Origin of the sequence: Methanosarcina horonobensis HB-1 = JCM 15518, from assembly GCF_000970285.1 — an archaeon.
In the GTDB taxonomy this organism is placed as follows: domain Archaea; phylum Halobacteriota; class Methanosarcinia; order Methanosarcinales; family Methanosarcinaceae; genus Methanosarcina; species Methanosarcina horonobensis.
Map to the genome: position 1 here is coordinate 4,769,131 of NZ_CP009516.1, position 14,400 is coordinate 4,783,530.

A 14,400-nucleotide genomic window follows, 5' to 3' on the forward strand; every position below is an offset into this window, starting at 1 on the left:
GAAACATTATTTTACAGAAAAGCATATGAAGCAGCTTATGCTCACTCTTGGAATCGTCAATACGTATGATAAGATCAAAGTCCTCGATGCTCACTACCGGGCAATTGCAAGAGCTGCTCCTATCTGCCATGCTTTTGGGTTTCATCTTGCTCTTTATGACTTCCCGTTCAAAATGACCGCAGAAGAGCTGGTGGCTTTCGTAATGGAAAAGACCACAATAGGAGAGTCAGGGAGTTATCTGAAAATCCTTTACGAAAAAAATCATCTTTCGGTGTCCGATCTCCCAAAAAAAGGGTTTCCATCTCACTTTGGAGAGATCGTTATTACAACTTCAAAGCCAGACCCAAAAAGACAGGTAACACCTGTAAAAATCGCTGAAGAAACGCTGCACAACCGCTCTTTTCTATTTCTTGTAGGCCTCGGACATAAAGGACTCCCAAAAGAACTTTTTGAAAGAGGGAAATATCACCTTGATATCACCTCTAAAGGGCTTTCCCTCGAGACATGCACAGCAATAGGTGCTATTCCTGCCCACCTCGCGGGGATCATGAAAAATATGCAACCGAAGAAGTGAATTTTAAGCGAAGCTCCTGAATAAGGTAAGAAAAAGCCGCCTTAGATGTATTCTGTTTAAAATCATGGTGTCATCCAAAAAATTTAAGAATAAATCAAAAAATATTCCGGAACGGATATATATCACGAATGACAATAAATACATTGTTGTGGGTAAGAACAACGCCTGTTGCGCTGTTATGGGGTTTGCGGCCTTGAAGGACTGAAATTCTGACCGGCATTCAGAGATTGTCCAGAAGGACCGGGAATTCCGCCCGAGGGATTCACGGAAAGATTTGAGCTCTGACCTGCAGTGCAGTATTTGCTCTCGATAAAGGGCAAGATCTGTCCTGACCGCAGGAATTTGTATCCGGGAGGGGAACTTGTATCCGGAAGGAGCGAAATTCTAACCTCGAAATGAGCGCAAACATTGAAGAGACAGGAGGAAAACTATGAGTGAGCGAAATAACGAAGACAGAAAAAGAAACGAATATGGATACAGATGCCGTAAAGACAGGTATCACACAGTTGTAAAAGGCTGCACAGACAGCCTGGACACAGATGAATTAGACCTTTACCGCTTTATGATAGGCGGAATGCAGGGTAAATAAATAACCTGCACAACCTTTTTTTATTTCTCGTTCCTAGAAAAGAAGCATGTACGATGTATATGCGGTCCGTGAAGATTTTCCTGTTTTAAAAGAAGTTGTGTACCTTGATAGCACGGCGACCACGCAGACCCCGATCCCTGCAGTTGAAGCCATGGTCGAATATTTTTATAAGTACGCTGGCAACCATGGGAGAGGAGCGCACCGCCTGGCAAGGGAAACTACAAACCGCTATGAAGACGCGCGGGAAACTGTTGCCCGTTTCCTGAATGCAGAGCCTTCAAAGACCGTATTTACGAAAAATACGACCGAAGGGACCAACCTTGTCGCAAACAGCTATCCCTGGGAAGCAGGAGACCATATCATTACAACCGTGCTCGAGCATCACTCAAATCTCCTGCCCTGGCTGCGCCTGCAAAAAAAAGGGATAAAAGTAACACTGGTAAGTCCGGATCGCAGAGGTATAATTGATCCTCGGATGATAGAAAATGCCCTCACTGACAGGACAAAACTCATTGCTGTAACGCATGTTTCAAACGTTTTCGGCTCTATCCAGGATGTTGGCAGGATTACCAAACTTGCTCGCAAAAACGGAATAAAAGTCCTGATTGATGGCGCCCAGTCCGCAGGGCATATGCCAGTGGATCTTAAAGTACTCGGATGTGATTTTTTTGCAACCGCAGGGCATAAAGGGCTCCTTGGCCCGCAGGGAACCGGGGTACTTTATATCAGACAACCCGAGCTTCTGGAAAGCGCCTCTGTAGGAGGGGGAGCAGTTTCGGACGTCAGTGGGCTTGAGTATACACTTGAGCCTTCACCTGCCTGTTTTGAAGCCGGTACCCCGAACATCCCGGGAGTTATCGGGCTTGGAAGAGCAGTAGAGTATGTGGAAAAAATTGGCGTTTCCGAGATTGAAAAGCATGAAGCGAAACTTTCCGGACAGGCCGCAAAGAGGCTTTCAGAACTTGAGCACGTGGAGGTTTACGGGCCCGAAAATCGGGCAGGTATTGTGCCTTTTAATGTTAAAGGACTTCATGCTCATGATGTTGCCCTGATCCTTGACCAGACAAGAAAAATTTGCGTCCGCAGTGGGCACCATTGTGCAGTCCCAAGTACCCGTTTTCTTGAAGTGGAAAGCACTGTCAGGGCCTCTTTTGCACTCTACAACACGGAAGAAGAAGTAAATATACTCGTAAATGCTGTTAATGCACTCAAGGCACTCGTATCCTGAAAACTCGGGCGGTATTTAAGTAACAGACTATACGGGTTTAGAAAAGGCATAATAAGCATACATTTCCTCTACAACAACTGCTCCGCAGGCAAGAAGAGGCTTTTGTAAGAATCAAAAGCCCTTCTGGAAAATGTCATATTTCAGTCAAAACCGCTGGGAATGGATCTTGAACCTTTATCACTTCCGGACTGCTTGTGGTAGAAGATATGTTCCAGAGTAGAATTCAGGAAACTCTTTTTTCCCGTCCTGAGAAAGGACTTGAAGTCGCAGAAAAGGACAGGCAGAATTTCTCTGACTATTTTTAGAGCTGAAAACTTTTCCTTAAAAACTCTCCTTAGATTTTTCTTAGATTTTTAACTTTACAAAAGAGCTGTGTTATCCTTACGAGTAATATTGAGCCTATAGCCCACAAGCCGGATTCATAATTATTTTTTTCGCCTTGAAAGTGAACGGTTTTTTATTCTATCTCCAATTGTCCTTATTTTAACTTTACCAGCTCTTATTAAAGAAATTAATTAATGACTTTATAATTTAATTATACACTTTTTGAATAAATCATTAAGCTAAAACAGGTGATTAAGAAGTATAATCAGGTTAGTTAGATAGAGAATCAATGATAAAATTTATGAATGTAAAGAAAAATAATAGAAATATTTTATAATATGTTTGGTACTATATAGCGTAAGAAGAAATCTGAAGGCGAGAGTATGGATGAAGTAACAGAAATCTCGGAAAAAAAAAGTTTTATTTCGGGGTTATTCGGAAAAACAGGCGACAGTAACTCCATTTCAGACATACTGAAAAGGGCTAAAACTTATTTTGACAAGCCTTTGAGAAGCATGCCGGCTTATGACCAGGAAAAAGAAGGACCTCTTGTAGAATTTGAAGTACCTGAAGGGTTAAGTGAAATAGAAAGATACTGGCTTCAAGAACCTTATGCTCTTGTATCTGTTCTGGAAGACCGCAGAACAAAGTACTACAGGCTGGTTGAACCTGCGCTCACAAAGTTCGAAAAAGAGCTGCTTGAAAGGCTCTACGAGGATTTTCAGGACATTCTGATCGTGAATTCCACGACTTCTAAGATAGAAAAAGATGAACTCCTTGTAGACAAAACACTTTTCCTTCTTGAACGCTACAAAGCTGAAATTTCGACCTCAACAATTCACAAAATAATGTATTATCTCAGAAGAAACCTGCTTGGTTATGAGAAAATCAATCCCCTTCTTTATGATTCTTATATAGAAGATATATCATGTGACGGTGTAGGAGTTCCACTCTATATTTATCATACCAGGTACCTGAATATTGAAAGTAATATTTCTTTTGAAGAAGAAGAGCTTGACTCCCTTGTAATCAAGATGTGCCAGTTGAATAACAAGCATATCTCTGTCAGTCAGCCAATCGTGGATGCAACAATTCAAGACGGATCAAGACTTCAGGCTATGCTAGGGAGAGAAATCACTCCCCGCGGCAGTTCTTTTACTATCCGTAAGTTCAGAAAGGACCCGATAACACCCATCGACCTTCTCGGCTTTAAGACGTGTGATATGGAAATGCTGGTATACCTCTGGCTGGTCATTGAAAACGGATATAATATTCTTTTTGCAGGAGGTACGGCTTCAGGAAAAACATCAATGCTTAACGCCACATCCCTTTTCATGCCTTCAACAGCCAAAATAGTCTCTATAGAAGACACAAGGGAACTCTTACTCTACCACAACAACTGGGTCTCAGGTATTGCAAGAGAGAGCTTTTCTGCAGACTCTACAGGAGAGGTGTCCATGTATGACCTCTTAAGAGCTGCCCTGAGACAGCGTCCCGATTTCATAATTGTGGGTGAAGTAAGAGGCAGTGAAGCCCTTACTCTGTTCCAGGCAATGTCAACAGGACATGCAACAAGCTCGACAATGCACGCAGGAGATGTGCAGACTGTTATAAACAGGCTTACTCACGAACCAATAAATGTACCTCACCTTATGCTGCAGTCGCTTGATGTGCTCTGCATCCAGGAACAGGTATACATTGAAGAGAAAAGAGTCCGGAGAACCAGGAGTATTGTAGAAGTTCTTAACGTTGATCCTGAGACAGGCGACCTTGGAATTAACGAGCTTTTCAACTGGGAACCCTTGGAAGACTGTTTCCTGAAAGTTGGAGACTCCTACCTCATGCAGAATATTATGCATGTCAGAGGATGGGACTCAGGACAGTTGAAAAACGAGATCGAGAGCCGGAGAAAGATTCTCACTTACCTTTATGAGAAGAATATGAGGAGCTATATCCAGGTATCTCTTGTGGTGCAGGCATACCAGAGTTATCCGAAAATGGTCATGGAAGCTATAGAAAACGACACTCTGCAGGGTATGATACAGGATATGGTTGCTTAAGAGGGGGAGCATGGCTTATATTTCTGTGGATGAAATAGCATACAGAACTTTTGGAAACTTCTTTTATAAAAATAGGGAGAGCTTCCGGGAGCTCAAAGCAAAGATGCGCTACTCGCATATCCCATTGTCAGTGGACCAGTACCTTGCATCAGCTTTAATATATTCGATATTTGCAGGGATAATAGGAGGTTTTTTCGGGTTCTGGCTAGGGCTGAAAACCTTCGGAGACCCTGTTTCTCGACTAAGCCTTTTTGTTGATTCCACGAGGGCAGGATTTGCAGAAGAGTACCTTTATTTGCTTGCTATTTTATTCGCCCTCTTGTTATTTGTTATAAGTTTTCTTACTGTCTTTGGAATTGCATACATCTATCCTTATTTTCAGGCAGATATCCGGCAGGCATGCATTGACAAGTCTATGCTGCCGGCAGTAACCTACATGTACGCCCTGACAAAAGGAGGCATGTCAATTTATGATGTTTTCAGGTCTCTGAGCAGGTACGCCCATATATTCGGCACAAGCGCGGAAGAAATCTCCTATATTGTGCGGGATATGGACTACCTAGGAAAGGACTTTATAAGTGCCCTTAACGCAGCCAAGGAACGCACTCCTTCGGAACGTTTCAAGGATTTTGTTGACGGATTAATCCTGGTTTCAAGCAGCGGGACCATAACCGAGTACATAAAAAATAAGTCAGAGCAGTACCAGGACATGGCAGAACTGGCAAATCGGAACTTGTTAAAAAGGCTTGATGTCCTTGCAGAGGTCTATGTGACTGTACTTGTCGCAGGTCCGTTATTCATAATGACAACGCTCATAGTGCTGCAGTTTTTCAGGCCAGCTTCAGCCCAGATCCTTTACATGCTAATCTATGTTATAATACCTCTTGCAACCTTGCTCTTCATAGTGCTTCTCGATACAGTGGGAGAACTCTCAATGAGCCCGAAAAAAGGTGACGTTCCTGATTATCCTATAAACCTTTCCGATATTCCGGAACTCAGCCCACATCTCAGTGCAGAAGAGGAAGAAAAGAGGGACAAAAAGTTAAAGCTATACAGACAGCTTTACAACATCAGGGACCTTATTTTTAATCCATACAGGACTATCCGTGACGAACCCAGGTATACATTCTTTTTCGGAATCCCTCTTGGACTTTACTATCTTGCCCACCTTCCGGAAGCTCTTAGAAGAAGTATCAATTTTAACTTTCACTGGAATCTGAACTTTGCCCATATCAGCGACAGCAGCGTCCAGTTTATCAGCGCAATTGATGATTACCTGGTCATTTTTATCGTCATCGCACTCATTCCCTTCATCATATTTTATGAGATCAGGGCATGGAGAATGCGAAGAATTGACGAAAGAATGCCTGACCTGCTGAGAAACCTGTCAAGTATGAACGAGTCAGGACTTTTGCTCTCGAATTCCTTAAAAATAATAGCAGAGTCCAAGATGGGCATCCTAAGTAAAGAACTTAAAAAGCTAAAGGAGGATCTCTCATGGGGAACTTCTACTTCAAAGGCTCTCATGAAACTGGAAAACAACATCAGAACAGCTTCATCAAGCCGAATTCTCCATACTCTCATTAAAGCAAACGAATCTACAAGCGACCTTAAAAGTGTACTTTCTATTACCGCAAAACAGGTCAAAAGTGAGGAAAAGTTGAAAGAGGAGCGCTCTTCGGAGATGGTTGTCTATGTTGTCACTATCTACGTTGCTTTCTTTGTCTTCCTGTTCATAGTTTACATCCTGGCTGTATACTTCTTCCCTGAAAGTGCCTCGTTTAAAAACTCTTCTCAGGGGATGGGGTACGGAGGAATAGGGAACGGTTACTTCAACATACAGGAGTATACGATGCTCATGTTCCACTCAGCCCTTGTCCAGGCTTTTACCTCGGGGCTCATTGCCGGAAAGATGGGACAGGGGTCGGTTTACATGGGGCTGAAGTACAGTGTCAGCATGATGATAATTACCTACGTAGTTTTTACAATGTTCGTTTAAATTTGAGTATAACAGTGTAGATAAGAAGGTCTGAAACAAGAAGTATATAAGGAAGTTGGGGGAGGAAAAGCATGAGGAGTTCTAAATCCGGGAAAAAAGACATTATTCAAAGAGAAAATGCAGTATCCGAAATTATGGGGGTAGCTCTCCTTCTCGGGATAGTGGTTATAATGCTCAGTTTCGAAGGAGCTTTTATATTTGCCAGAAGCGGGCCGGACGACCTCCCTCACGCAAATCTTCAGGAATGGATGGATACTTCGGAAGAAAAGATTTACCTGAAACACTGCAGCGGGGAGCCGATAAAAATCGAAGAGCTGGAAATAGTAGCCAGTATCAACAATACCAGATACGTCTATAACTCATCTAACGCTTACACAGAGACGGGGAGTAACGGCTACTGGGAGCTTGGAGAGGTGATCACCCTGGATGCCGGAAGCGAATGGGCACTCGACCTGAAGGACTACCATGAAATAGACCTCTATCTTGTTGACACCCCAACAAAGGAGTTGATCCAGAAATCCAGACTTACCACGGATTTCAGGAGAGATCCTTATGTAATCGGATGGATTACACCGAGAGGAGGAGCACGTGACACCTCAAACGGAGGATCAGCGACTCTCGCGGACGTGCAGAAAGAAAATGATACCTTCTGGACTATATATAAGACCCCTACGAAAAACGGGACAGAAACAGACCCGAACATATACCAGGAAATTGATTTTGGGGTCAACCCCTGCCTTTATGGGTACAGGCCAGGAGACAGCCTCTCAAACGTAACTCTCAAAATAGTTTACAGAACAAACGATAACTCCATCCTGAAAATACGATTGAGATTCTATGACGTGGACAGTCCCTCAAATTGGTTTTACAGAGAAATAGCGCTGCCAGAGAAAAATGCCTTCACTGCCGTGTATATACCTCTGACAGATTACATAAATAGTACCGAAGACCTGGCTGATTTCACGGTAAGGCTCGAAGCCGTAACGAATGCAGACGAACATTCACACAAAGAAGTAAATATCGATTATCTGGGTTTATGGATAGAGTGATAGCAGACTTGAGAATGAAGAGGGATCGGTATGCTTGACATAAAAAGATTCATGAAAAACCAGAAAGCTGTTTCGGAAGTTGTTGGAGAAGTACTTCTGACAACTATAGCAGTTCTTCTTGTGAGCTCTATTGGGATATTCATTGCCACTTACGACGGGGCTACTGATATTCCTCACACTCAGGTAAGGGAATGGATGAACGCAGGAAAAGATACTATCTACCTTGAACACAGCGGAGGGGAATTTCTTGGAACCGACGCCTTCGAGATTGTGGTAAACATTAACGAACAAAAATACGTTTATCCTTCAGCCAGCATTTATTCAAACCTCAATAACAGCAGCTGGCAGCTTGGAGATAGAATTGAAATTAATACAAGCAGCGAGTGGGGAGTCAACATTACAGATGGAGATGAAATCAAGGTATTCCTTATTGACATTCCCTCAAGACAGACAATCCAGTACTTAACAATTTCTTCAAAACAGGATGTAGCTCCGGCTGGAGTATACCCATAAATGTAATGAAAGATAAAAGAGGAGAGAGGCATGGAGAAAAAGGGCTTTAAAGCGATTCACACTTTTTGCAGGTCAGAATCCGGGGTATCAACTGCAGTTGCTGCAGCCCTGCTTATTGGTATTGTAGTTATCTTTATGACAACTGTCCAGATCAATTACATGCCTGTCTGGAAAGAAGATGCAGAATATGCCCATATGGCTGATGTATGGCACGATATGTCAAGGTTCAAATCAAACGTGGATATCATTACTGCAGGGCTCGAAATAAACCCCAATGCCAGGATTGTGCTTAACAGCCCCATTCAGGTTGGGGGAAGTGAAGTCCCGTTCATAAGGAGTACAACCACAGGAGGAAGCCTTGCAATCAACAAAGACATGTCCGGTATGTCGGTGATAGTGATCGATAACGAATCCTCCGAGCTGTTTAACAGTGAGGTAGGTCTTTATTACACAGGCACGGTCTTCTACCGCCCATCAAACCTTCATTACGTGGACGAGATGTACTGCTATGAAAACGGAGCCCTTATAGTCTCCCAGAAAGGCAGATCAGTAATGAAGCTTGCCCCGACAATCGTGATGGAAAAAGACCCCGGTTCGGTTAACCTCTTAATAAGAGGCGTAGTCCTTGACAGCCCCCGCGGCATCGTCCTGTCCAGCAACACAGTAGAAGACATAAGACTGACCTCTAAGGAAAGCAAGGCTCTCTTCAACTCGACAGATTATGAAAGCTTTTACAACATCACATCCGTAAACGTTACAATCTACACGGAAAATAAAGAAGCCTGGGAGAACTACTTCAGAGACTCAGCCTCCGACATAACCCTTTTCGAAGGTACGGACTATCACCTGGACAACAGCAGTACCTATGCAGTAACTTTTTCACTCCACCCTGTCGGAGAAGACCTTTATGTTACTGTCTATAGAAGCGTAATAAAAATAGAAACAGGGCTTCTGTAAGAAGCCCGAGCATACTTCAAAAAATAATTTTTCCTGATCAATGCCTTTTAGCTGAATTAATGCCTGGCTATGCTCTAAAAAATCAAAGGCAGTTTTGGTTCAAAACGTCCAAAAAAAATATTTTTTGAGATGGCATTACTTAGTAATAATATTTATTTTAAATACTTCTCAAATACAGTTATTAAGAAGAATTAAGAGAATTACGGCCTTAATACGAAAAGATAAGAACAAGAAGAATAGTTCTCAAAAAGTTAATACACAATCTTCATTTGTGCGCCCGTTTATAAAATTCGTTTTCGTCAACAACTATTTTTTAACTGAAATAGTTATAAATATAACTTTCTATATAATTGTAGACAATAACTGTCTTAAATTATTTATTAGAGAACTTAAAGGGGAAATGAATAACCTTAATCCAGAGAGGCAGAGATTTGTGACTACTGTTTCAACTAGTTGAGTATAAGAATCTGCAAAATGCCAGTGTTTTTTCTTTTGCAAAAACCAGTCAAGCCTGAAAATATTACTTTTAGGAGGACTTATTTTGAATATATTTGAAAAATTCATAAAAGATTCCATAGGGGTCTCATCTGTACTGGGTGAAATTCTTATTACGGGGATCGTTGTTATCGCATTCGGTTCGCTATTCGTAATTATAACTTCCGTTGACAAGCCTGCTGATCATACTCGTTTGTCAGTAGAAGAATGGATAGATGCTCCCTCCGATATAATCTCCCTGCGACATGCAGGTGGGGAATCCATTGATACAGAAGACCTGAAAATCAATGTTCAAATTAACGGTACCTCTTATGTATATTCTTCCTCTAATATTTCCGAAAACCTGGGAAAAAGCTTCTGGGAAATGGCAGATGTTATTCAAATTAATACCAGCCAGGAATGGGGTACTGGTATTGTAAATGAAGAGAACATGGATGTAAAGTTGATTAATACAAACTCAAAGGAGGTTCTTCCTAAATACAGGATTGGCTTCTTGCCAGAGTCCTCCAAGGGTTCATTTGAAGATTCCGTTGACTTTGATATAATAGACAATACAGTAGTTCCGCAGGAAGACTTTATCAGCAGTTTTACGGTTCTGGGAGCTGCAATTCAATCAGGCGGATATGATTTGAAGGTAACTACACGGTTTAGAGTTGGAGGTGACACTCTAGATCCCTGGCACTACTCTTTGCCGGTTACTGGCAATGTTAATGATGGTAAGGTACATATATTGAACCTTTCAACCGCTTATTCGGCAGGTACTCCCGTAACCATAAATGGCAAATCCTGGATCTGGACCAAAGATAGTAAAAAACTCTCTACAAAAGACTCAGACTGGAAGAGTTATATGGAAGTTAGTTCTTCGAGTTATTCTTCGAATTTAATAGTGCTAAGGAATGGGGATGCTGCTCCCACAATTCCGGGTTTGGATGAGCAGCCAGACGTTGCAGAGTATATAGATGACTATGTTGAAGATGGCAAGATATTACTGGACGAAAATGAGGCTATTTTTCTGTTTGAACTCGGGACAACTGACCTTCACAGTTCTGCGGCTGATTTCCAGGACCTTGTAGTCCTTATGTCGATAGATCCGGCACCGGCAAATTAAGTCTTTTCGGTAGAATTGGAGCTTCTCGCCGGAAAAACTTAGGTTGGACCTGAAATCGATCCATTTTTCGATTTCGGTTCTCAGGTTCAATCAAGTGAGCATGAGCTGAAACCTTTATTTCCTTCATTTTTATTTGAGGATGCTGTTGAGCTATTAAAGAGGTAGAGAAGATGCGAAACGCATCTTTTTATGTTTCCTGTACTCACCTCAGATCTGTACTCACCTCAGATTGGAATATATTTGAAGAAAAACTCTAAATGTTCGTGGTAAATTTGAGTTGCATTTCTTCCAGGCGTTGTACAACTTTATGAACCTTCATAATTCTCTAAAATTAAAAATAAGTTCTAAAAACAAAAAATGTTTCTAAAGAACCTGAATGATGTCGAAAAAATAACTGATTGTATACGGAGTTTAAAAGAACTATTTACATCGGAGTTCCGGTTTAATAACTTACGGATATGGCCAAAATTAAGTTTAATTCTATAATTGGGATAAATTTCCAGAAAAATTTTAGTATGAGGTTTTAAAGTCGACATAGTTCGTTATTTGAGAAAAAATTGTAATTTAATTTTAAGACAGTATATTGATAAGAAAGTAGTAAAAGAGAAAAAATCACTAATAAAAAATAAAAATAAATAATAAATTTTAAAAAGAAATGGAAAGGCACCATAAAGGTGCTCTTGTTTGCGATTAGAATCTCAGTTCCTTGTCAGCAATGAGCTGCTTGGTCTTGACATCAACGATCTTAACAGTAGCGAATTCACCAGATGTCTGAGTTAGAGTAGCTGATGAGTTACCATCTTCTGTAGTAAGGAGAAGAATCTTTGTCATTCCAACATCAAAAGTCGGGTCGCTTTCAAATGCGGAGGTGTCAAGTTCATAGCTTTGACCATCGGCTGCGAACATAATCTTTGTTGTGTTTGGGTACAGAATAACTGTATCTCCACCAAGGTGCTCAAGTTTTATACTATCAACACCTGATGTCACAATATTGATATTCGCCTGCGGTGCAGATTCGGAAGGTCCCTGGCCGAAGACGGACGAACCGATTGCGGCGGCGAGGATGACGGTGATTGCAACCATCAGCACGACACCGATTACCGGGGACACTGCTTTATCATTACTAAATATCTTTTTGAGATCCATATGTTTCTCCCTCCTGAGTTAATACTCCCAGACAGGACAACCTGTCGGAATTTTTAACACTTTAATGCACATACGTACAATTGTTATTTTTTATAACTGCATTCAAAGATATTCTTCGTTCTTATATAAATTTTTGCCGATACTGTTTTAGATTATTTAATAAGTATTTTCTTTATTTTTTGTTAAAGTTTTCCGCTGGTCTTGCAGGTCATAAAAAACTATTTTCAGATAGTCAGATTAATATCCAAGTAATATCGTTTAGAAAGTTAGGCAAAAGATTTATAGAAGGTGACTGTTGTCTTGGAGGGTAAAAAACGCAGAGCACTTGGCCGGGACTGCCAGGCAGTTTCAGAGGTAATAGGGCAGGTGCTCATGATAAGTATAGTTGTACTGGCTTTTTCTTCAATAGCCGTTTTTGTGTTTTCGGATGAGGGAGCTGTAAACCCTCCCCATACACCAAAAGCTGACCTGCAGGAAAGTATTGATACGAACGCGAATATTGTGAAAATATTCCATAAGGGAGGAGAAGCAATCGACCTGAAAGATGCAAAAGTTGTTCTCAATATCAACGGGCAACAGGAAGAGTTTGATTTGTCTTCCGACCCTGGTGTTAGCTACACTGCCACAAATAATGTCCTGATGGTCGGGGACAATATTGTAATCAATACGAGCCGGAGCAGGGGAAAAAACCTGAAAAGCACGGATACCATTGACATGTATTTTGTACATACAGGATCTGATCAGGTAATCCAGAGAGTTACGCTTCAGAACGGAGGAAAGGAAAGCGAAAGTTCTGATGACACTTATGGCACTGGTAAATACTGGATAACTCCTCATCCGAACGGAACAGCAACTGATACTTCTGAAGGGTGGATCTCGACAGGAGCAGTTAATGAAACCGGAGACGGGGTTTTCACTACGTATTATGCTGCAGATAAAAAAGACGGAGACCCCAATTCCACAGCCCAGATATTCGATTTCGACATCGATGCAGACAGGGAAGGAGTTTCGGAACATTTCAACAACGTAACTTTAAAAATAGTATATAGTGTGCACGATAAAAATTACGATTATATCGCACTTGATATCAGTGTCGAGGATCCTGAAAAATGGATAAGAGTCGAATCTGATATGCCGGAGTACAATAAAAACTTTGAGCCCGACTACGTAGACCTCTCTTCCTATGTGAAAAATATTGAAGAACTTGAGGCATTCAAAGTAAGGATAGTTGCTGTCACAAATGCGAGCAACAAAGCCGGGAAGACCGCATGGATAGACTTCCTCGGAATCCATGTAGAATAAAACAAATGATAAAGAAAAAAACAGGGGGATAGGGGAAGCATGAAGAGAAACAGGGGCAGCGAATTCGACCCCTACCCGTACTCTTTTTTTCGGTCCGAATCTGCCGCATCGACAGCTATAGCATTTATTTTGCTTTTAGGGATAGTATTTTCAGTTTTTTCTGTAGTTCATCTGGGATATGTCCCTGAATGGAAAACTGACGCAGAACACTCCCATGTGGCCGATGTATGGGAGGATGTGACAAAACTCAAATCGAAAATAGACAGGACTACAATACTCCTGATGTCAGACCAGAACTCCACAACCTCAAATATTACTATAATAATGCCCCTTCGTACCGGAAGCATGGAAATGCCTCTTACCGGTTCCTCAAGATTCAGCGGAATAGTTTCCGTAAACGCAGATGCGTGCAACATGACAATAGTAACTCCGGTAAATGGTAGTGAGAGGGTTATAAACTGCGGCACCATTTCCTACACCTCTAATAATAATTATTATGTGAACCAGATCTTCAAGTATGAAAACGGAGCTTTGATTCTTGCGCAAAAAGAACAATCGGTCATGAAACTTTATCCAATGATCCGCGTCTCCGAAGTTTCGGATAAAAACTACAGTTTTTCAATCAATGCAATCGAAATACGAGGTTTTGCAGACTCCCTTTCATCAAACTCGGACTGTTCCGTTCGCCTTAGAGACTGTTCATTTAGCTCTTTCTATGACAGTGAAGACCACGAAAACATGAGTTCTTTTGCTTTAAAAATAAACACTACCCATCCGGAAGCCTGGGAGGCCTATTTTAACGAAACGATGAAAGGAGCCGGACTGGAGAAAGATAAAGATTACACCCTTGATATTGTAGAAAATGATTACCTGTACCTTTCATTTCCGGAAAACGGAAGTGACAGCAGCCTGGACAGACTTTACGTTGGCAAAACCACAGCTAATGCAGAGCTGATTAATGGTTTGATCTGAACTTTGTAACTACTGTTGCTCATAGATAACAGACTAAATCGAACTGGAATAAAATAAGCCAAATTAAGCCGCCTTCAGTATAAG

The 14,400-nt window shown here is 41.5% G+C and carries 12 protein-coding genes; 11 read left to right on the forward strand and 1 reads right to left on the reverse strand.

All coding sequences use genetic code 11. The features are described 5' to 3' along the window. Positions 1-25: 25 nt before the first annotated feature. The 9 genes from MSHOH_RS20725 (at position 26) to MSHOH_RS23280 (ending at position 10,896) form a co-directional block, all read left to right on the forward strand. A complete protein-coding gene (locus tag MSHOH_RS20725; RefSeq protein WP_082089443.1) occupies positions 26-574 on the forward strand; it encodes a DUF531 domain-containing protein in 549 nt (182 codons plus the stop codon). 430 nt (positions 575-1,004) lie between these two features. Further along, on the forward strand, positions 1,005-1,163 hold the full coding sequence (locus MSHOH_RS24135; RefSeq protein WP_158024249.1) for a hypothetical protein: 159 nt from the start codon (positions 1,005-1,007) through the stop codon (positions 1,161-1,163). Positions 1,164-1,209: 46 nt separating this feature from the next. Further along, complete coding sequence (locus MSHOH_RS20730) at positions 1,210-2,391, forward strand: cysteine desulfurase (protein WP_048142573.1); 1,182 nt, start codon at positions 1,210-1,212, stop codon at positions 2,389-2,391. A 707-nt stretch (positions 2,392-3,098) separates the two neighbouring features. Then, a complete protein-coding gene (locus MSHOH_RS20735) occupies positions 3,099-4,775 on the forward strand; it encodes a type II/IV secretion system ATPase subunit (protein ID WP_048142575.1) in 1,677 nt (558 codons plus the stop codon). A gap of 10 nt (positions 4,776-4,785) precedes the next feature. Beyond that, positions 4,786-6,774, forward strand: a complete 1,989-nt coding sequence (locus MSHOH_RS20740; RefSeq protein WP_048143741.1) for a type II secretion system F family protein — start codon at positions 4,786-4,788, stop codon at positions 6,772-6,774. A gap of 71 nt (positions 6,775-6,845) precedes the next feature. Then, on the forward strand, positions 6,846-7,823 hold the full coding sequence (locus MSHOH_RS22415; RefSeq protein WP_052730954.1) for a type IV pilin N-terminal domain-containing protein: 978 nt from the start codon (positions 6,846-6,848) through the stop codon (positions 7,821-7,823). Between the two features lie 30 nt (positions 7,824-7,853). Next, on the forward strand, positions 7,854-8,336 hold the full coding sequence (locus tag MSHOH_RS20750; protein ID WP_048142577.1) for a type IV pilin N-terminal domain-containing protein: 483 nt from the start codon (positions 7,854-7,856) through the stop codon (positions 8,334-8,336). Positions 8,337-8,366: 30 nt separating this feature from the next. After that, on the forward strand, positions 8,367-9,293 hold the full coding sequence (locus MSHOH_RS20755) for a DUF7289 family protein (protein ID WP_048142579.1): 927 nt from the start codon (positions 8,367-8,369) through the stop codon (positions 9,291-9,293). 541 nt (positions 9,294-9,834) lie between these two features. After that, complete coding sequence (locus MSHOH_RS23280; RefSeq protein ID WP_082089444.1) at positions 9,835-10,896, forward strand: type IV pilin N-terminal domain-containing protein; 1,062 nt, start codon at positions 9,835-9,837, stop codon at positions 10,894-10,896. Between the two features lie 690 nt (positions 10,897-11,586). On the opposite strand, the gene MSHOH_RS20770 is transcribed toward MSHOH_RS23280, so the two are convergent. After that, positions 11,587-12,042 (reverse strand): type IV pilin, encoded by a 456-nt coding sequence (locus MSHOH_RS20770; RefSeq protein ID WP_048142583.1) that lies wholly within the window; start codon positions 12,040-12,042, stop codon positions 11,587-11,589. Positions 12,043-12,342: 300 nt separating this feature from the next. Between MSHOH_RS20770 and MSHOH_RS20775 the strand changes: the two genes are divergently transcribed. Both MSHOH_RS20775 and MSHOH_RS20780 read left to right on the forward strand, forming a co-directional pair. Beyond that, positions 12,343-13,344, forward strand: coding sequence for a type IV pilin N-terminal domain-containing protein (locus MSHOH_RS20775; protein WP_048142585.1), 1,002 nt, complete (start codon positions 12,343-12,345; stop codon positions 13,342-13,344). 39 nt (positions 13,345-13,383) lie between these two features. After that, positions 13,384-14,316 (forward strand): DUF7289 family protein, encoded by a 933-nt coding sequence (locus MSHOH_RS20780; RefSeq protein ID WP_048142587.1) that lies wholly within the window; start codon positions 13,384-13,386, stop codon positions 14,314-14,316. Positions 14,317-14,400 lie beyond the last annotated feature (84 nt).